The sequence below is a fragment of the Rhizorhabdus antheiae genome, from assembly GCF_049889055.1.
GTDB lineage: Bacteria > Pseudomonadota > Alphaproteobacteria > Sphingomonadales > Sphingomonadaceae > Rhizorhabdus.
Map to the genome: position 1 here is coordinate 43,296 of NZ_JBLTWO010000008.1, position 18,159 is coordinate 61,454.

The following is an 18,159-nucleotide window of genomic DNA, read 5'->3' on the forward strand; positions in this document are numbered from 1 at the left end:
TCGGCAATTGCTCGGATCGGCCCGGCGAGGCCCTGTTGCGCGATGGAGAGGGACACACCAGCCGAGCTGCATCCGCACATGCGGGCCATGCTCGACCGCCGCGCGGCATTGAACCTGCCGGGCTTCGCCGAAGGCAGCGTCGAGGATGCACGCCGGACCTTCGCACAGTCGCAGGCGGCGCTGCCCAAGGATCGCGGCGCGAAGGTCGCGCGGATCGAGAATGTCGAGCTGGGGGGCGTTGCTTCCCGTCGCTATGTGCCGCTGACGTCGCGCGGCCCCGGCATGATCCTCTATTTCCATGGCGGCGGCTGGGTGTTCGGCACGCTCGACGGCTTCGATCCGGTCTGCCGGCAGCTCACGGCGGCGAGCGGGCTGGAGGTGGTCAGCGTCGACTACCGCCTGGCCCCCGAACATCCTTATCCCGCGCCGCTCGACGATGGCTGGACGGTTCTGTCCGCTCTGGCCGAAACGGGCCGGCCGATCGTCGTCGCGGGCGACAGCGCGGGCGGCAATATCGCGGCGGCGCTGACGCTGCGCGCCCGCGAGCGGGGCGGGCCGGCGATCGCGATGCAGCTGCTGCTCTACCCGGTCCTGTCGCCCGATTTCGACCGGCCATCTTACGGGCTCTACGGCGCAGGCGGCCACTTCATCTCGCGGGCCGACATGGCCTGGTTCTGGGACCATCATGTGCCCGCTGGGCGCCGGGCAGAGCCCGAAGCCTCACCCCTGACGGCCGGGGCCTTCGCCGGACTGCCCGAGGCGATCATCGTCCTCGGCCAATGCGATCCGCTCCACGACGAAGGTCGGGCCTATGCCGAGGCGCTCGGCCAGGCCGGCGTCCGTGTCCGCCTGCGCACCCATGACGGCATGGCGCATGGCTTCGCGACGCTGATAGATCTGCTGCCTGCGGCCAATGCGGAGATCGACCGGGTGGGGGATTTGATTGCGCGGGGGCTTGAGGCGGCAGCCGGAGAATGAGCTTTGCCGCCCAAACTTGCCCATATTGCATGGCAGCCGTGCCCGTTTCAGAATTGTTCTGATCGCAAGTGGCCGTAGAACCCGCATAAATCATAAATCCGAGGGGATGCAGAATGTTGAGGCAAATCGCGGCTCGCGATCTCTTTCGCGCGGGTGTGGCCGTCGGGGCGCTGCTGGTGGCGGCGGTTCCGGCTTATGCACAGAGCGCAGGCGACGTGGCCGAGCCGCTGACGGCGGGTCAGATCGAGGACATCATCGTTACCGCTCGGCGTGTCTCCGAAAGTGCGCAGAAGACGCCGCTGTCGGTCAGCGCGATCTCCTCGCAGCAGCTGCAGACGCTCAACATCGTCCGGATCGAGGGGCTGACGCAGCTGGCGCCCAGCCTGCGCGTTACCCAGGCGAGCGGCAGCGGCAATGCGCCGGCGATCTACATTCGCGGCATCGGCACGCTGTCGACCGCGCTCTATGTCGAGCCGGCGGTGGGCGTCTATGTCGACGGCGTCTATACCCCGCGCCCGAGCGGCAACACCTTCGATCTGCCCGACGTTGCGAGCGTCGAGGTGCTGCGCGGGCCGCAGGGCACCTTGTTCGGCCGTAACACGACCGGCGGCGCGATCGTCCTCAACACCCGCAACCCGACCGAGGAAGCTGGGCTCAAGGCGGACTTCTCCTATGGTTCGCGCAACGAGATCGTCGCCTCGGCGATCGCCCAGCTGGGCCGCATCGGCAGTTCGCCCTTCGCGGTGAAGCTGTCCGCCCAGACGCACAGCCGCGACGGCTGGGTCGAGGCGCCCGGCTATTCCAAGGCGAAGTGGGGCGGGGCGCTCGACAGCTATGGCTTCGGTGGCGCGATCCGGGGCGAGATGGGCGCGCTGACGCTCGATCTGCGCGGCCGTTACAACAGGATCGTCTCCTACACCGGCTGGGAGGCGCTGGCGGCATCGACGGTGGGCCGCGCCTATTTCGGCAATGCGGGGCAGAATTTCGGCCCGGCCTATCCGATCGGCGTCGGTCCGCGCGATTTCTCGGTCCGCGACCCGCGCACCGACGGCAAGTCGGCGGTCGAGACCTATGGCGGCGCCTTCACCCTCGACTATGACGTGAGCGACGCGCTCTCGATCAAGTCGATCACCGGCTATCAGCGCATCGACCAGAATCTGCGCGGCAATATCGGCGGCGGTTCGACGCGCGGTATCGTCGCCAATCCGGTGGTGCCCGGCCAGAATCCGGAGCCCGTGACCGCACACGTCACCCCCAACAATCCGGGCGACCAGAAGCAGTTCACCCAGGAACTGCAGTTCCTCGGTACGCTCGGCGAGTTCAACTATCTGGTCGGCTTCTATTATTATGACGAGAAGGTCGACGAGACGATCACCACGATCCTGAACTCGCCAATCTCGCCGACGGTGGCGGTTCGCCTCAACCGCTCGACCAGCTATTCGATCGACTCCAAATCCTATGCGGGCTTCGCGCAGGTCGGCTGGAAGCCCTCCTTCGCCGATGGCCGGCTCGAGATCGTCGGCGGCATCCGCTACACCGAGGACAAGAAGACGCTCAACTCGGGTTCAGTGCAGACGACGACCACGACGACGACCCTGTCTCAGTCGCGCAAGGACAAATGGGACAATGTCGGCTGGCTGGGCTCGGCCAGCTATCAGCTGACGCCCCAGATCATGGTCTATGGGCGCGCTTCGTCCGCCTATCGCTCTGGCGGCTATAATGCCCCGACAGTCGGCGCGCTGCCCTTCGATCCCGAAACGGCGATCAGCTATGAAGCAGGCCTCAAGAGCGACCTGTTCGACCGCCGCCTGCGCCTCAACCTGTCGGCCTTTCAGACCGATTATGACGACCTGCAGGTCAACGGCTACAACATCCAGACCAACACCAACCAGCTGACCAATGCCGGCAAGGCGCAATATCGCGGTTTCGAGGTCGAAACGGTGGTGGCGCTGGGCGATTTCCGCTTCGACGCCAATCTCGGCCATGTCCGGCCGAAATATAAGCGCTACATCCTCGCCGTCGCAGGCGTGCCGACCAACGTCGCGTCGCAGGCCGAGTTCGCCAATGTCCCGCACTGGACCTACCATGTCGGCGGCCAGTACAAGGTCGACGCAGGCGATGCGGGCACCTTTACGATCCGGGGCGACTATGACGGGAAGAGCAATTCGCCGACCTACACACTGATCGCGCAGGCGCCGAACACCGCGCAGGTTCCGCTGTACGGCAAGGAATCCAATTACAGCGCCCGGATCATCTGGGAGTTCCTGGCCGCCGGCCGGAAGATGCGGGCGCAGGTTTTCGGCGAGAATCTGTCGAACAACCGGTTCATCACCTTCGCGTCGGATTTCGGCGCGATCATGGCCGGCACCTATAGCCGCCCGCGCTATTTCGGTGCGGCGCTCGGCATAGAATTCTGATCCCAATGGCGAGGAGCGGGGCGCGATGGATGAGTTGACGGCTTCATCGGGCGCCGTTCCGGCGTCGCTGGCGGAGGCAAGCCGCCTCGACGGAAAGACGGCACTGGTGACGGGCGGCGCATCCGGCATCGGCCATGGCGTCGCCATGCACCTCGCGGAGGCGGGAGCGAGCGTCGTCTTGCTCGACCGCAATGCCGATGCCCTCGCGACTGCCGCTTCGGCGATCGACGGTGCCCGATGTGTCGTTGCCGACGTCACAGACTGGCAGGGGGTCGAGGCAGCCATCGCGACCGCTCTCGGCGAAGTGCCGATCGACATATTGATCAATGCGGCGGGCCTCTTCCCCTCGGGCGGAATCCTCGATCTCGAAGAGGCCCATTGGGACATGCTGCTCGACGTCAATCTGAAGGGCGTCGCGCGGCTGTCGCAGCTCGCGGCACGGCGGATGCAGGCGTCGGGCAGGGGCGGGGCGATCGTCAGCATCGGGTCGGTGCAGGCGATCCACTCGACCGCCGGCAAGGCGGCCTATGCGTCGTCCAAGGCGGGGCTGGAGGCGCTGACGCGCGTCATGGCGATCGAGCTGGCGCCGGTCGGAATCCGGGTCAACGCCATCGCGGCCGGCCCGGTGCTGACCCCGGCCGCCAAGGCGCAGATCGCGCTGATGCCGCCGGGCGCGCTGAATGTCCGGCCGCTCACCAAGGGGCTGATGCGGCCGGGCGAAGTCGACGAGATCGCGCGCGTCGTCCATTTCCTCGCCAGCCCCGCCGCATCGTTCGTGACCGGCGCCGTGTGGACCGTCGATGGCGGTCTGACGCTGGGCTGACGCTTCCGGCAAAGCCGAACCGCTTGCCGGCCCGCTCGCCAATGATGCAGGCTCGGCAATGGAGGAATGCTCCAAAGCGAAGCCTCGCCGGATGCGGCGATGCTATCGTCTGAAAATAGAGGATGAGGAGGGATGCCATGGCCGCGGTCGGGGGCATAGTGAGTGATACGCCGGCGACGGCGCCCGCGACCGAATTGCCGGCGTGGCGACGTGCGCTCGTCATCTTCATCCTGCTGACGGGGGGCATCAAGTCCGCCCTGGCCTTCACCACCGTCGTCCCCGCGCTCCAGCTGATCGCCAAGGAATTCGGCGGGCAGGGCGACGATGTGCTGAGCGCGCAGTTCGTCGTGACGCTGGCCCCGGTCGGCATGGCCCTCTCCGGCCTGCTCGCAGGCCTCGTCGTATCGAACCGCAATCTGCGCAACACGATGTTCCTTTCGCTCGGCATCTGCACCGTCGCCGGCCTGATGCAGCTGGTGGTGCAGGATTATTATCTGCTGCTCGCCAGCCGCTTCGTCCTGGGCTTCAGCGCGGTCGTCGCCGATGTCGCGATGACGAGCATTCTTGCCGCCCAGTTCGGCGGTGCGCTGCGGTCGAAGCTGATCGGCTATCGCCAGGCAATCTCCTCGATCGGTACGGTGTCGACCATGCTGCTCGGCGGCTGGCTGGCACAGCATTATGGCTGGCGCGCGCCCGGCATCATGTTCCTGCTTCCCGGCTTCATGCTGCTGCTCGCCTTCGTGGCTTTCGACCGCCCGATCCACCTCGAGCGCGCGCCGAAGGGCGGGGAGAGCTTTTCGGTCTGGCAGCTCTGGCCGCTCCTGCTGCTGTCGCTCGTCATGTCGATCGGCCACACCATGCCCTCCTTCCAGATGCCATTCCTGCTGCGCGACAATGGCATCACCAGCGCGGTGCTGGTGTCGCGGGTGCCGGCGCTCAGCTCAGCGGTGTCGATCGTCGCCGCCTTCGGTTTCGGCTTCGTCTATGCGCGGCTCGGCGCCTGGACGCTGGTCGCGGCCGCGATCCTGATGGGCAGCGGTTTCATCGGGGCGGGGCTGGTTCCGACCTATGAGCTGATCCTGCTCTGCGTGGTGATCGAGGGGATCGGTGCGGGCTGGACGATGCCCTTCTTCCTCAACCGTTTCCTCGACAAGGTCAGCCCCTCGCAACGCAGTTCGGCGATCGGGCTGGTGCAGTCCTCGCTGTTCCTCGGCCATTTTCTCAACCCGATCCTCACCGCACCGATCCGTCTCAATCTGGGGATCCATGCGACCTTCGTCGCGGTGGGGGCGGCGCTCATCCTGGTGGCTGCCTTCATCGGCGCCTGGACGCTCGCTTTCCGGGGGAGCGCGCGCGGAATCTAGCTCGCTGCGATGCCGATACGCGAAGGGCGGGCGCGGTTGACTCAGATCAATTTTTTCTATCTTATATAAGATAGCTAATACAGGAGATGAATCGATGCCTTTGGGTAGCAGCAGGCTGATTTCGGCGGACAGTCACTTCAATGAGCCGGGCGACCTGTTCACGAAGCGCGTGGCCTCGAAATTCAAAGACCGCGCGCCTCGTATGGAGAGTTTTCCGGAAGGTGACGGCTGGATTTTCGAAGGGCTGGACGGCCCGCGCAATTTCGGCTGGAACGCCTGTGCCGGCCTGCCGCCCGAGGAAGTGAAGGCGTGGATGCGCTTCGAGGATATGCGCAAGGGCGGCTGGGATCCGGCCGAGCGCATCAAGGAGCAGGATCGCGACGGCGTTACCGCCGAAGTGATGTACCCGACCCCCTCGATCCAGGCCGCGATCGCGCTGGTCGAGGACGAGGAATTCCACCTCGCCCTTGTCCGCGCCTATAATGACTGGGTCTCCGAATATGTGGCCTATGACCCGAGCCGCTTCTGCGGTCTGGTCTATATCCCAAACCGCGGTGGCGTGAAGGTCGCGGTCGAGGAGATGGACCGGGTGCTGGGTCGTCCTGGCATGCGCTCGGTGATGTCGCAGGCCTATCCGACCGGCACCACCGTCATGACCGACGAGCATGACTATCTCTGGGCGGCGATCCACGAGCGTGACGTCTGCTTCAACATTCACGTTGCGCTGGGCATCTACAAGCCGTCGCCGCACAAGGCGAAGCTGCCGGGCTATGGCCGCTTCTTCGACGCGCCCAACCGCTGCATCGAGTTCATCTTCAACGGCGTGTTCGATCGCTTCCCGAACCTGAAGGTCGCCTTTGCCGAGGTCGACTTCGGCTGGGTGCCCTATGTGAAGGAGCAGATCGACAACAACTACCAGCGTCTCGAGAAGGTCAGCCAGTTCGGCCTGAAGCGCCTGCCGTCCGAATATATCGATGAGCATTTCTACTTCGGCTACATGACCGACAGCTTCGGTCTCGACAATCTCAGCTACATGAACCCGGAGCGGGTGCTGTGGTCGACCGACTATCCGCACATCAGCGCGGATTATCCCTATAGCTGGCGCACGATCCAGGCCTCGATGGCCGGCGTGCCGGGGCCGACCAAGGCCGCGATCCTGCATGGCAATGCCGAGAAGCTGTACAAATTTCCGGCTGCAGAGAAGGTCGAGACCCGCCCGAAGCTGGCGGCTGCCTGACGATGTTCGGCTGGGCCTGGCGGGGGTTGTACCCTCCGCCGGACCGGCCGATCGCAAAGCATCGTTCGTTCCCGGAACCCGCCCGGCCAGCGCGACGGAGATTGCGCGCCCAGGGTCGATGGACAGGAGCGAATCTGGCCGGTTGACGGCCCGCATCATGGCAATGATACCTAATTTAAAGTCGACGAGGGGCAGGAGGGATTGCTGTGAAGCCGCTTGAGGTCGCCCGCAGCGGGCGCGCCGATCCGGAGGCCGCTGCGCGCTATCGCGCCGCTGGCTGGTGGGGCGACCTGACCCTGTCGCGCCGGGTCGCCGAGCTGGCGCAGGCGAAGCCCGACGCCGACGCCTATGTCACGCCCGAGGGCCGCTTCAGCTGGTTCCACTATCATCAGGCGGGCAACCGCATCGCGGCCGAGATCCTGGCGCGCGGCCTGCTGCCTGGTTCCCGCATCGCCGTCATTCTGCCCGATGGCCCGGCGGTCCACGCTGCTTTGCTCGGCGTCGAGCGCGCCGGCATGGTCGCGGTCGGGATCGGTGCCCGCGCAGGCGTTGCGGAAATCGCGCATCTGCTCAAGCGTACCGGTGCCGGTCTGCTGATCGCGCATGATCGGATGCGCGATCAGTCGATCGCCGATCTGGTCGCGGCGGTGCGCGGGCAGGGAGCGCCTCTGTCGCAATGGCTGGTGGTGCCAGAGCTGATCGCCCATCCCGAATGGAGCGGGGTGGCTCCGGTTGACAGCGCGGCATTCCCTGAAGGCGATCCCGATGCGCTGTTCCTGATCAACTCGACCTCGGGCACCACCGGGATGCCCAAATGCGTGATGCACACGCAGAATCGCTGGTTCTATTTCCACAAGCTGGCCGCCGAGGCCGGGCGCTTCGGCGAGGACGAGGTCTTCATGGGTGCGGTGCCGGCGCCCTTCGGTTTCGGCCTGTGGACCGCGCATTTTTCTCCGACGGCGCTGGGCGTGCCGACGGTGGTGCTGCCCCGCTTCGATGCTGGGCTGGCACTCGACCTGATCGAGCGCGAGCGCGTCACGGTGCTGTGCTGCGTGTCGACCCAGTTCATCATGCTGCTCAACGAACAGGCCGAGCGCCCACGCGATCTGTCGTCGCTGCGCTCGATGTTCACCGGGGGCGAGGCGGTGCCCTATAAGCGAGCCGCCGAGTTCGAGGAGGTGACCGGCGCGGCCGTCCTGCAATTCTACGGCTCGAACGAGACCGGCGCTCTCAGCCGCACGACCGCAAGCGACAGTCGCGAGCATCGCCTGAAGACGGCAGGCCGCATCATCGACGAGATGGAGGTGCGCCTGTTCGACCCGGCCACGGGCGCAGAGGTCGAAGGCAGCGGCCAGCCCGCCTGCCGGGGGCCTGCCACCTGCCTCGGCTATTGGGACGATGACGAGGCCAATGCCAAGCTGTTCACCGCTGATGGGTGGATGCTGATGGGTGACATCGTCGACGTCGATGCGGACGGCTATCTCCGGGTCATCGGCCGTACGTCCGAGTTCATCATCCGGGGCGGCAAGAATCTGTCGGCGCCCGCAATCGAGGCGGAGGTCGCGACCCATCCCGCCGTGGCGCTCGTTGCCGCAGTGCCCGCCCCCGATCCCGTCTTCGGCGAGCGCGTCTGCGTCTATGTGGTCCCGAGGGCAGGTCAGGAACTGACGCTCGATCAGTTGACCGCGCATCTCGCCGAGCGCGGCGTGTCGCGCGAGTGGTTTCCCGAATATCTCGTCCTGATGGACGAGCTGCCCCGCTCCTCGGGCGGCAAGGTCGCCAAGGGCGCGCTGACCGATGATGCGAAGAAGCGCTGGGCGGTGCCGGCATGAGCTACGATAATCTGACGCTCGCCTATGAAGGCCGCACCGCGCTGCTGACGCTGTCGCGGGCGGAGAAGCTCAATCCGCTCGACTGGTCGACGGTGAAGGAGCTGAAACGCGCCGTCGCCGAGATCGAGACCCGCGAGGGCATCGACTTCGTTCTGTTGACGGGTGCCGGTCGCAGCTTCTCGGCCGGGGGCGACCTTGATGGCTATATCCGCCTTTATCGCGAGCCCGCCGAATTCCAGGCCTTTCTCGACGATTTCTACGACATGCTCGTCGGCATCGAAAAAGCGCGCGCGATCTGGATCGCGGCGGTCAACGGCGTCTGCGTCGCCGGCGGGATCGAGTTGCTGCTTGCCTGCGACATGGCGATCGCGGGCGAGAGCGCGCGGATCGGTGACGGCCATCTCAACTTCGGTCAGCTGCCGGGTGCGGGCGGCTCGCAACGGCTGCCGCGCGCGATCGGCCTGCTCCGCGCCAAGCATCTGATGCTGACGGGCGAATTGCTCGACGCTCCGACCTCAATGGCCTGGGGGCTCGTCACCAAGGTCGTGGCCGACGCCGATCTTATCGCCGAGGCAAGGCAGTGGATTGCGGGCATGGAAAAGAAGAGCCCGGTCGGCCTGGCCGGCGCCAAGCGGCTCGCGAACATGACGCTCGACACGCCCTATGAGGAGGGGCTGCGCGAGGAGATCGCCTTCGTCCATCGCTATGCGACGACCGAGCCCGACGCCACCGAAGGCCTCATCGCCTTCAAGGAAAAGCGCGCGCCGCGGTTCGGCGCGCCCAAGGAAAGCTGACCATGTACAAGCTGCGCGACAAATATGCGATCGCCGGTATCGGCAACACCGAATACAGCAAATTCTCCGGCCGCACCGTGCGCAGCCTCGCCACCGAGGCCTGCCTGAAGGCGATCGAGGATGCGGGGCTGACCGTCGGCGACATCGACGGGATCGTCAGCTTCAACTTCAATGACAGCGCCCCGGCGATTGGCGTCGCAACCGAGATGGGCATCGTCAATGCCGGCTATGCGGTCGACTATGCCGCTGGCGGCAATGGCGCGAACCTCATCACCCTCGCGGCAACCGCCGCGATCGAGGCTGGGCTCGCGAAGAATGTCGTGTGCTTCCGCGCGATGAACGGCCGTTCGGGCTTCCGCCTGGGCGGCGGGCGCGACATGTCGGCCTATGGCGTGACCCAATATACCGCGCCGCTCGGCTGGATCACCTATCCGCAGGCGATGGCGATGTGGGCGCGTCGCCACATGATCGATTACGGCACGACCGAAGAGCATTGGGCCGAGATCGCGACCACCTTTCGCGCCAACGCGCTGCTCAATGAGCGCGCGATGCAGCGCACGCCGATGACCAAGGACGATTATTTCAACTCGCGGATGATCGTCGATCCGTTCCGCATGTACGATATCTGCCTCGAAAGCGACGGCGCCTGCGCGGTCGTGATCACCTCGGCGGAGCATGCCCGCGATCTGCCGCAGAAGCCGGTCTATATCATGGGCGGCGCCTATGGCGGCGGGCCTAGCCAGGGCGACGACCTGTTCGATGCGATCCGCTGGCCGAGCCACTCGCACAATTGCTTCAAATATCTGGCCGACGATCTGTGGGCCAGCGCGGGCATCGGCCCGAAGGACGTCGACGTCGCCGAGATCTACGACTGCTTCACCTACAGCGTGTTGATGGCGCTCGAAGGGCTCGGCTTCTGCAAGGAAGGCGAGGGCGGTCCCTTCGTCATGGGTGGGCGCATCGCGCGCGATGGCGAACTCCCCGTGAACACTCATGGAGGCCTCCTGTCCGAAGCCTATATCCACGGCTTCAACCATGTGATCGAGGCGGTCGAGCAACTGCGCGGCACCGCCGGCGAACGCCAGATCGAGGGGGCGGAGATCGCCCTCACCACCGCGGGCGCGATGACCTGCGGCAGCGCCATGATCCTGAGGAACTGACATGTCCGACACCGCCTATGCCAAGCCCCTGCCGGTTCCCGATCCCGAAAGCACGCCCTTCTGGGACGGCATGCGCGAGGGGCGCCTGATGCTGCAACGCTGCGCCTCGACCGGCGAGCATCTGTTCCCGCCCGTCACCTTCTGCCCCGGCTCGCTCGAGCGGCCCGAATGGGTCGAGGTGAGCGGCAAGGGGAAGGTGTTCAGCTGGATCGTCGTGCGCCACCCGGTCCCGCGCGACATCTATGCCGATGAGGTCCCCTATATCGTCGCCCTGGTGACGCTCGACGAAGGTTGCCGGATGACTGGCAACATCTTCGGCATCGCACCGGAGGAGATGTGCGCCGATCTCCCGGTGGAGATCGTCTTCAATCGGGCGACGGCGGAGATCACACTCCCGGCCTTCCGTCCCGTCGGAGGCTGAGCCATGGCGTCGCCTGCCATCGCCGATCCCTTCGCCGCGTCCCCGCTGCTGAAGCGCTTCGTGGGCATGTCACGCGAAGAGTTGGAAGCCTTTCAGCTGCGCAAGGTTCGGGCGCTCTGTGAAAGGCTCCACGCGAAGAGCGATTTCTACCGCGCTAAGATGGCGGAAGGCGGGATCGTCGACGGCCGGATTTCCAGCCTCGACCATTTCCGCAAGGCCTTCCCGACCTCCGCCAAGGCCGACTTCCTCAAGGACCAGCAGTCGGCGCCGCCGTTCGGAACGCGCCTGGGCGTGGACCGCGACGAGGTCGTCCACATCAGCATGACCAGCGGAACGTCGGGGCAGGGTCAGGAAATCTATGGCCGCACCCAGCGCGACATCCATATGCTCGGCTATCTTCATGCGCTGCCCTGGTTCATGGCGGGCCTGCGCAAGGGCGACACCGCGCTGAATTGCGTGCCTGCCGGCGGCATGACGACCGGCGGTTGGGGGCCGGGCGAGGCCTTGCGCATCGTCGGCGCGACGGGCTTTCATGTCGGCGGCAATCTGTCGACCGATGCCAAGATCGACCTGATGCTGAAGCTGGGCGGGGTCCACTTCATCTATGCGTCGACCAACTATCTCCACACGTTGACCGAGGCGCTGGTCGCACGCGGCATCGTGCCGCGCGAAGCCTTTCCCGACATGCACGGCCTGTTCATCGCAGCCGAGGGCTACCCCACCGAATGGGCCGCCAAGATCGAGGACTATTGGGGCTGCCGGCTGCAGGAAGGCTATGGCAGCACCCAGCTCAACGGGTTCGGCGGTTCCACCTGTTCGGCGGGCGTGGTCGACGAAAAGGGCGCACGCGGGCTGATCCGGCTGTTCGAGTGGGAGCATCTGATCGAGATCGTCGACCCGACGACCGGCGAGCCCGTGGCGCCGGGCGAGCAGGGCGAGATGGTGGTCACGAACCTGTCGGTTCAGGGCAGCCCCACGGTTCGGTTCCGTACCGGCGACGCAGCGCGCTTCGTGCCGTGGCAGGAAGCCGGTGGCGGCGCCTGGAACGCGATCGAGTGCGGCACGATCGGCCGCTTCGACGACATGATGAAGATCCGCGGCAACAATGTCTGGCCGTCGATGATCGATGCCGCCGTCTTCGCGCACCCCCAGGTCGGCGAATATAAGGGCCGGGTCTACACGCGCGACGGCAAGACCGAGATCGAGGTGAAGATCGCTGTGGCCGAACATCATGCCGGCCTGTCGGCCGACGAACGCGGTCGACTGGTCCAGTCGGTCCGCGCCGCGATCAAGGAACGCAGCAACGTCTGGATGGACGTGTGCGAGGTCCCGCGCGCTGAGTTTCAGGGCTTCGCCTACAAGGCGCGGCGCTGGAGCGACGAGCGGCAGGACGGTTACCGGCTGTAGGAGAGACAAGATGGCGCCTGCGATGGACGAGGACGCGCTGCTGGCCGAGATGCTGGCGCTGGCCGACCAGCTTACGGCGACCGATGACGCCCTTATGGCCGGCCAATATGCCTATCTGCGAGCGCGTATCGCTGCGCTGATCGAACTTCGCGGCGGCGATATGGATCGGGCGGCGTGAAAGGAATCGAGCGCTTCGCCCTGACCGGCCAGGTTGCGGTCGTCACCGGCGGCGGCGGCGGCCTTGGTGCAGCGGGCGCTCTGGCGATGGCCGAGGCGGGCGCGGACATCGCGCTCGTTGCCCGCAATCGCGTCAAGCTCGAAGCGGCCGCTGCAGCGGTAGAGGCGACCGGGCGCCGGGCCATGATCGTCGAGGCCGACGTCTCCGATCCCGCAGCGATGGTCGAGGCTGCGGCGCAGATCGCCAGCGACATGGGCCGCATCGACATCCTGTTCAACAATGCGGGCATCACCAACCCGCAATCTCTGCTCGACGTCGCGCCCGAGGATTTCGCGCGCGTCGTGGAGGTCAATGTGATGGGTGCTTTCCACGCGATCCGCGCGGTGGCTCCGAAGATGATCGAGCGTGGTTATGGGCGGATCATCAACATGGGCTCGATCCTGTCGGGTCGCGGCATGGCGAACCGGGGCGCCTATTGTGCGTCGAAGGCCGGGCTCGCCAATCTCGGCGCGGCCTGCGCCTTCGAGTTCGGCGGGGCGGGCGTCACTGTGAACACGCTCGGCGCGACGGTGATCGTGACCGACCTGAACCGCGAGCTCGTCCGCACCCAGCCGCAGCTTTACGCGCGCGTGGTCGATCGCACCCCGCTCGGTCGGCTCGGCGAGGTCGAGGACCTGATGGGCGCGCTGCTTTTCCTTGCCTCGCCCGCGTCCGGCTTCGTGACCGGCCAGACCCTGTTCGTGGACGGTGGCTACACCGCCGGATGACCCTGGAGACTTATTGCTGATGTCGACCCCGTTGAAGACACTTTTCGACCTGACCGGACGGACCGCCCTCGTGACCGGAGGCTCGCGCGGGCTGGGCCTGACCATGGCGGAGGCACTCGGCGAATTCGGCGCGAAGATCATCCTCACCGCGCGCAAGCAGGACGAACTCGACGCCGCCGTGGCGCATCTGGCGGGCCTCGGGATCGAGGCAATCGCGATCGCAGCCGACATGGGCAAGCCCGAAGAGCCGGCTCGCGTGGTCGAGGCGATCAAGGCCGCCGGGCTGAGCGTTGACATCCTCGTCAACAATGCGGGCACGTCCTGGGGCTCGAAGACCGAGGAGATGCCGCTCGACGGGTGGAACAAGCTGCTCGCGGTCAACCTGACCGGGCCTTTCCTGCTCGCCCAGGCGGTCGGCCGCGCCTTCATGCTGCCGAACGGCTGGGGGCGGATCATCAACATCGCATCGGTCGAGGGGCTGCTGGGGCACCACCCGCGCATGATCGGCACGATCGCCTATAATGCGAGCAAGGGCGGCCTGATCAATTTTACCCGGGCGCTCGCCGCCGAATGGGGCGCGCAGGGCATCTGCGTCAACGCGATCGCGCCCGGTTACTTCCCGTCGAAGCTGACGGGGTATGTCCTGGACAAGCATGGCGAGGAATTGCGGGGCGACACGCCGCGCGGCCAGCTCGGCTGCGACGACGACCTCAAGGGCGCCACCCTGCTGCTCGCCTCCAATGCAGGCGCACATATCACGGGACAAACGGTCGTGGTCGACGGCGGCGCGTCGATCATCTGATAAAAAAGGAGGGATGTTGTCATGAATGCACCCAGTCGCTTCGGTACCCGCTACCCATTTCATCCCTATCCGACCGGATGGTTCGCGGTCGGCTTCACCGACGATCTGTCGCCCAAGGATGTCCGCCCGCTCCGCTATTTCGGCAAGGACCTCGTCCTGTTCCGCACCGAAAGCGGCGAGACCGTCGTCACCGATGCGCATTGCCCGCATCTCGGCGCGCATCTCGGCTATGACAGCTGGGTCGAAGGCGAGACGATCGTCTGTCCCTTCCACCAGTGGCGCTACGACACGAGCGGCAAGTGCGTCCATGTGCCCCACGCCAAGGCGGTCCCGCCGCGTGCGCAGGTGCGCAAATGGCCGACCGCCGAACGCGGCGGCATGATCTTCATCTGGCACGACCTCGACGGGCGGCCGCCGATGTACGAGCTGCCCCTATATGACGAGAGCCGGAAGATTCCCGGCGCCGGCTTCCACCGCCTCCATGACGATTTCGGATCGGCCCATCCGCAGGACGTGTTCGAAAATGGCGTCGACTTCGCGCATTTTCCGGGGGTTCATGGCACCGGCAAGGCGATCTCCGACGGTGAGATCAAGACCGAGGGCTTTCGCTTTTACAGCCCCGTTCGCATCCTGCCCGCCGGCTATGAAGGGCCCGCCGACAAGTCGATCGGTTCGACGGTCGAGTCCGAAGTCATCGGCGGCGGCCTTTCGCGGGTCGAAAGCCGCACGCCTCACGCGCCGGGTATCGTCACCGTCTATTATGTCTCGGTCACCCCAGTGGACGAGAATCTCAGCCATTATTACGTTCACCAGTTCTTCCTGAAGGACGATGACTGTCCGCTCGCCTCCGAGCAGATCGAAAACTTCACCAGGCTGGCCGCCGAACATGGGCTGAAAGAACAATATAGCGACGGCAAGATCTGGCCCTACAAGGCCTATGTCGAGCAGCCGATGCTGTCCTCTGCCGACGGCCCGATCCTGAAATATCGCGACTGGTACAAGCAGTTCCACCCGGCGGTGTGAGGCCCGCCGCCTTTCTCGGAACGAGCCAGCATCGGGGCACCGCCAGCGACAATCCTGGCGGTGTCGACCTTCATGTTCCGGCGGTTTTCCGGGGGCGGCCCCCTTTGGAGCCATTTTGGCGGGCCGCTGCGGCTTTCGCAGCCGACGTCGCCTGCCCGGCTCGGCGCGCCATATAGGATTTGGTACCGAAGAGCCCGGCTAGCAGGCCGGGGATCGACAGGTCGACATCCAGGCTTTCCCAGTGCAGGCCATAGCCGTTGCCAAGAATTTCGACCTGGGAGAGCGCCTCGTCGCTCGCATCTTCCAGGCCTTGGGCAAGGCGCGGGGGGAAGGTGAAGGAACAGCCATTGGTGAGCTCGACCAGCATTCGTCCCCGCCGGCGATCATAGCGTACGCGGGCGGCGCGGGGTTCAATCTGCGCAGCAATGCGCCCGCGTTCTTCCGCTGCCGCAAGGTCGAGGTCGCTCGGCCCGAAGCTGTCGGGCTGGGCCATGTCAGGATCGATCCTGCCGGTATCAACCATGGATGTCTCTCCAACATGACAGCAGATAGGTCTGTTGCTCGACCACGATCTGCAGCGCCCGGCGAACGTCGCCCCGCTTCATAGCTTCGATGGTCACGATCTCGGGCGTGCCATCAGCCCCGAGGAGGTTGATCTTGGCATGTCCGTCGCCGAATACATGGACATGGGCCGGTACGTGATCATCGACGAAGATGATGAAACGCAGGCCATGAGCACGATAGACAGTGACCATGGTTGAAAATAACCCATCGCGATGGGTTTTTCAATGTCGAGAGATCTCGTCCAGTACTGTCTCGAAACGCGCGCGGGCACGGTCGGCATAGGCGGGGTGGGTTAGGATCTTCGGTGCCTCGGCCAGGGCGCCGGCGAAGGCGATCTCGGCGAGATCTTCCGGTTCCATCGAGTCCGCCGGCCGGGTGCGAGCCGGGTCGGTAGAGGCGAATATCGCAGTGGCGACGGCGCCGGGCATCAGCAGCGTGGCGCCGACGGAGGTGCCGTCGAGTTCGTCGCGGAGCGCCTCGACCACAGGCCAGAGGGCATGCTTGGTCGCGCTATAGGCCGCAAGGCCCGGTGCGGTGACCATCGATGCGGTCGATCCGGTCACGACGACCTGCGCGGGCACGCGCGAGGCGATCATCGCCGGCACCAGGGCTTGAAGCGTGTTGACCACCCCGAAGATGTTGACCTCCAGCAGCGTCCGCCAGTCGTCCAGCGGCAGGTCGAGGACCGCGCCTTTGCGCAACAGGCCGGCATTGGCGAAGAGCAGTGCAACCGGAGGCATGGTGGAAACCGCCTCCGCCAGCCCGGCCATGTCCTGCGCATCGGTCACGTCGGCGATGCGCAGGGCGTGTGGCGTTCCCGTTGCGTCGAGGGCAGCGCGCAGAGCATCCAGACCGGCGGCGTCACGGTCGCAGCCCGCGACTGCCATGCCCAGGCCGGCCGCCTTGAGTGCGAGGGCGCGACCGATGCCGGACGCGACCCCGGTCACGACCGCAGTCCGCCCGGCAAGGTCGATCGCTGGTCTCACCGGAAATGCGGTATCACATGCGTACCGATCTTGCGCAGCGTTTCGAGCTGCGCCCATTGGGGCACCGTGCCCATATTGGTCATGAACAATATCTCGTCGGCGCCGGCGGCGGCGAGTTGTTCGACATAGTCGATGCAATCCTCGACCGAGCCATAGGCGTTGCGCGCGCTGAGGATGCCCGAACTGGGGCGGCGTCCATTCTCGTCGGGCCGCAGGTCCATCGAGATGGTCTCGGACGCCAGCTTGGTGGTGATGATGGTGTCGGTACCTTCTTCGACCAGTTCCTCGCCCCAGGTCTCGGGCTCGGGTCGGGGGCCGCCGCCATACCAGTAGTTGAGCGACTCGTAGAAATAGCGCTGGCCGCGAATGCCGATCTTGCGCGCCTGTGCGGCGTCGTCGAGCACGATCGTCGGGCACAGCGCTGCGAGGTGCTGGATCGGGCGATAACCGACCTGGTCGGCTACGTCGCGGCTCTCCCACGCATCGCGATAGAGCTTGTTCTTCTTGGCGACCTCCTCGGGTCCGCCGAAGCCGAGCACCAGCGCGCCCAGGCCCCGCTGCCCGGCGCGCACCAGCGTGTCGGGGTTGGTGCAGGCCAGATACATCGGCGGATGCGGATCCTGATAGGGCTTGGGATGGATCGGGCGTGCCGGAATATTGATGTGCGGGCCGTTATGTTCGATCTCGTCCTGCACGAACATCTTCGGGATCAGGTACATCGCCTCGTCGATCAGCGGCTGCAGCTCGCGCAGGTCATAGCCATAGGCGCCCGCTTCCTGCTGGCTGCCGCCCTTGCCGACGCCGAAATGGACCCGACCCTTGGACAGCAGGTCGAGCGTCGCGACACGCTCGGCGACCTTGATGGGGTGGTTCATGGCGGGCATCAGGCAGACCACGCCATGGCCGATGCCGATGCGCGACGTGCGCCCCGCGATATAGGCCAGGAAGGTCTCCGGCGCGCTCATATGGGCATAATGGGTGAGCGAGGTGTGCTCCACGCTCCAGACCACGTCGAAGCCGAGCTGTTCGGCCAGGACCGCCTGTTCGACCAGTTCGTCGAACACCTGCCGTTCGCCACGCGGCGACGCATCGGCAATCTGGGCCTCGAATATCAGGGAAAAACGCATCGCTCTCTCTCGGCTTCATATGGTCTCGACTGGTTCCGAAACTCGGTCGGAGGAGCGTTCGATTCAAATGCCGATTGGTGGCGGTACCCATAGCGGCCCGGCATCGTTCCCGGCCTCACGACTGCCGACAGGGCATCGCACAGCAATCCCGCCCGATGCTGCGCGGCGAACAACCCGATAGCCCAACGGCAATGGCTGCCCCCTCCGGCCGCCGATAGACGGGGCCCATCGTCGGCAAACAGGCCGGCTGCCCGGACAATCCTCTGCGAGCGCCAAGCC

General features: G+C 65.7%; 18 protein-coding genes. 14 read left to right on the plus strand and 4 right to left on the minus strand.

Annotated features, from left to right (window positions below; genetic code table 11):
* Positions 1 to 78 precede the first annotated feature (78 nt).
* From ACNI3R_RS15110 to ACNI3R_RS15175, 14 genes are all read left to right on the plus strand, one after another.
* Positions 79 to 978 (plus strand): alpha/beta hydrolase, encoded by a 900-nt coding sequence (locus tag ACNI3R_RS15110; RefSeq protein ID WP_426184784.1) that lies wholly within the window; start codon positions 79 to 81, stop codon positions 976 to 978.
* A 113-nt stretch (positions 979 to 1,091) separates the two neighbouring features.
* On the plus strand, positions 1,092 to 3,395 hold the full coding sequence (locus ACNI3R_RS15115; protein ID WP_426184786.1) for a TonB-dependent receptor: 2,304 nt from the start codon (positions 1,092 to 1,094) through the stop codon (positions 3,393 to 3,395).
* A 25-nt stretch (positions 3,396 to 3,420) separates the two neighbouring features.
* Complete coding sequence (locus ACNI3R_RS15120) at positions 3,421 to 4,218, plus strand: SDR family NAD(P)-dependent oxidoreductase (RefSeq protein WP_426184788.1); 798 nt, start codon at positions 3,421 to 3,423, stop codon at positions 4,216 to 4,218.
* A 137-nt stretch (positions 4,219 to 4,355) separates the two neighbouring features.
* Entirely contained in the window at positions 4,356 to 5,582 is a 1,227-nt protein-coding gene (locus ACNI3R_RS15125) for an MFS transporter (RefSeq protein ID WP_426184790.1), read from the plus strand.
* A gap of 94 nt (positions 5,583 to 5,676) precedes the next feature.
* The gene (locus tag ACNI3R_RS15130; RefSeq protein ID WP_426184792.1) at positions 5,677 to 6,819 is read left to right on the plus strand and encodes an amidohydrolase family protein; all 1,143 of its coding nucleotides are present in this window, start codon (positions 5,677 to 5,679) and stop codon (positions 6,817 to 6,819) included.
* A gap of 206 nt (positions 6,820 to 7,025) precedes the next feature.
* Positions 7,026 to 8,651: a class I adenylate-forming enzyme family protein gene (locus ACNI3R_RS15135; RefSeq protein ID WP_426184794.1), complete on the plus strand. Its 1,626-nt coding sequence runs from the start codon at positions 7,026 to 7,028 to the stop codon at positions 8,649 to 8,651.
* Entirely contained in the window at positions 8,648 to 9,445 is a 798-nt protein-coding gene (locus tag ACNI3R_RS15140; protein WP_426184796.1) for an enoyl-CoA hydratase/isomerase family protein, read from the plus strand. Before ACNI3R_RS15135 ends, ACNI3R_RS15140 begins: the two co-directional genes overlap by 4 nt.
* Positions 9,446 to 9,447: 2 nt before the next feature.
* A complete protein-coding gene (locus ACNI3R_RS15145; RefSeq protein WP_426184798.1) occupies positions 9,448 to 10,605 on the plus strand; it encodes a thiolase C-terminal domain-containing protein in 1,158 nt (385 codons plus the stop codon).
* A gap of 1 nt (position 10,606) precedes the next feature.
* Positions 10,607 to 11,026: a Zn-ribbon domain-containing OB-fold protein gene (locus ACNI3R_RS15150; protein ID WP_426184800.1), complete on the plus strand. Its 420-nt coding sequence runs from the start codon at positions 10,607 to 10,609 to the stop codon at positions 11,024 to 11,026.
* A gap of 3 nt (positions 11,027 to 11,029) precedes the next feature.
* On the plus strand, positions 11,030 to 12,433 hold the full coding sequence (locus ACNI3R_RS15155; protein ID WP_426184802.1) for a phenylacetate--CoA ligase family protein: 1,404 nt from the start codon (positions 11,030 to 11,032) through the stop codon (positions 12,431 to 12,433).
* Positions 12,434 to 12,443: 10 nt separating this feature from the next.
* Positions 12,444 to 12,611, plus strand: a complete 168-nt coding sequence (locus ACNI3R_RS15160) for a hypothetical protein (protein ID WP_426184804.1) — start codon at positions 12,444 to 12,446, stop codon at positions 12,609 to 12,611.
* On the plus strand, positions 12,608 to 13,378 hold the full coding sequence (locus ACNI3R_RS15165; protein ID WP_426184806.1) for an SDR family NAD(P)-dependent oxidoreductase: 771 nt from the start codon (positions 12,608 to 12,610) through the stop codon (positions 13,376 to 13,378). The genes ACNI3R_RS15160 and ACNI3R_RS15165 overlap by 4 nt, the downstream gene beginning before the upstream one ends.
* A 19-nt stretch (positions 13,379 to 13,397) precedes the next feature.
* Positions 13,398 to 14,180 (plus strand): SDR family oxidoreductase, encoded by a 783-nt coding sequence (locus tag ACNI3R_RS15170; protein ID WP_426184808.1) that lies wholly within the window; start codon positions 13,398 to 13,400, stop codon positions 14,178 to 14,180.
* Positions 14,181 to 14,201: 21 nt separating this feature from the next.
* Complete coding sequence (locus ACNI3R_RS15175; RefSeq protein ID WP_426184810.1) at positions 14,202 to 15,203, plus strand: Rieske 2Fe-2S domain-containing protein; 1,002 nt, start codon at positions 14,202 to 14,204, stop codon at positions 15,201 to 15,203.
* Positions 15,204 to 15,273: 70 nt separating this feature from the next.
* Here the strand turns inward: ACNI3R_RS15175 and ACNI3R_RS15180 are convergent, their stop codons facing one another.
* From ACNI3R_RS15180 to ACNI3R_RS15195, 4 genes are read right to left on the minus strand one after another with little or no spacing between them, the layout of a single operon-like run.
* Positions 15,274 to 15,726: a DUF2442 domain-containing protein gene (locus ACNI3R_RS15180; RefSeq protein WP_426184812.1), complete on the minus strand. Its 453-nt coding sequence runs from the start codon at positions 15,724 to 15,726 to the stop codon at positions 15,274 to 15,276.
* Complete coding sequence (locus tag ACNI3R_RS15185) at positions 15,719 to 15,958, minus strand: DUF4160 domain-containing protein (RefSeq protein WP_426184814.1); 240 nt, start codon at positions 15,956 to 15,958, stop codon at positions 15,719 to 15,721. Before ACNI3R_RS15185 ends, ACNI3R_RS15180 begins: the two co-directional genes overlap by 8 nt.
* Positions 15,959 to 15,988: 30 nt before the next feature.
* Positions 15,989 to 16,753 (minus strand): SDR family NAD(P)-dependent oxidoreductase, encoded by a 765-nt coding sequence (locus ACNI3R_RS15190; RefSeq protein ID WP_426184816.1) that lies wholly within the window; start codon positions 16,751 to 16,753, stop codon positions 15,989 to 15,991.
* On the minus strand, positions 16,750 to 17,880 hold the full coding sequence (locus tag ACNI3R_RS15195; protein WP_426184818.1) for an LLM class flavin-dependent oxidoreductase: 1,131 nt from the start codon (positions 17,878 to 17,880) through the stop codon (positions 16,750 to 16,752). The genes ACNI3R_RS15190 and ACNI3R_RS15195 overlap by 4 nt, the downstream gene beginning before the upstream one ends.
* Positions 17,881 to 18,159: the final 279 nt, after the last annotated feature.

What these genes read in the sequence shown, in the direction of transcription:
- ACNI3R_RS15140 (WP_426184796.1), top strand. Translation starts at nt 8,648, where the DNA reads ATGAGCTACGATAATCTGACGCTCGCCTATGAAGGCCGCACCGCGCTG.
- ACNI3R_RS15170 (WP_426184808.1), top strand. Translation starts at nt 13,398, where the DNA reads ATGTCGACCCCGTTGAAGACACTTTTCGACCTGACCGGACGGACCGCC.
- ACNI3R_RS15195 (WP_426184818.1), bottom strand. Translation starts at nt 17,880, where the DNA reads ATGCGTTTTTCCCTGATATTCGAGGCCCAGATTGCCGATGCGTCGCCG.
- ACNI3R_RS15125 (WP_426184790.1), top strand. Translation starts at nt 4,356, where the DNA reads ATGGCCGCGGTCGGGGGCATAGTGAGTGATACGCCGGCGACGGCGCCC.
- ACNI3R_RS15145 (WP_426184798.1), top strand. Translation starts at nt 9,448, where the DNA reads ATGTACAAGCTGCGCGACAAATATGCGATCGCCGGTATCGGCAACACC.
- ACNI3R_RS15180 (WP_426184812.1), bottom strand. Translation starts at nt 15,726, where the DNA reads ATGGTTGATACCGGCAGGATCGATCCTGACATGGCCCAGCCCGACAGC.
- ACNI3R_RS15115 (WP_426184786.1), top strand. Translation starts at nt 1,092, where the DNA reads ATGTTGAGGCAAATCGCGGCTCGCGATCTCTTTCGCGCGGGTGTGGCC.
- ACNI3R_RS15120 (WP_426184788.1), top strand. Translation starts at nt 3,421, where the DNA reads ATGGATGAGTTGACGGCTTCATCGGGCGCCGTTCCGGCGTCGCTGGCG.
- ACNI3R_RS15185 (WP_426184814.1), bottom strand. Translation starts at nt 15,958, where the DNA reads ATGGTCACTGTCTATCGTGCTCATGGCCTGCGTTTCATCATCTTCGTC.
- ACNI3R_RS15130 (WP_426184792.1), top strand. Translation starts at nt 5,677, where the DNA reads ATGCCTTTGGGTAGCAGCAGGCTGATTTCGGCGGACAGTCACTTCAAT.
- ACNI3R_RS15155 (WP_426184802.1), top strand. Translation starts at nt 11,030, where the DNA reads ATGGCGTCGCCTGCCATCGCCGATCCCTTCGCCGCGTCCCCGCTGCTG.
- ACNI3R_RS15175 (WP_426184810.1), top strand. Translation starts at nt 14,202, where the DNA reads ATGAATGCACCCAGTCGCTTCGGTACCCGCTACCCATTTCATCCCTAT.
- ACNI3R_RS15160 (WP_426184804.1), top strand. Translation starts at nt 12,444, where the DNA reads ATGGCGCCTGCGATGGACGAGGACGCGCTGCTGGCCGAGATGCTGGCG.
- ACNI3R_RS15150 (WP_426184800.1), top strand. Translation starts at nt 10,607, where the DNA reads ATGTCCGACACCGCCTATGCCAAGCCCCTGCCGGTTCCCGATCCCGAA.
- ACNI3R_RS15110 (WP_426184784.1), top strand. Translation starts at nt 79, where the DNA reads ATGCGGGCCATGCTCGACCGCCGCGCGGCATTGAACCTGCCGGGCTTC.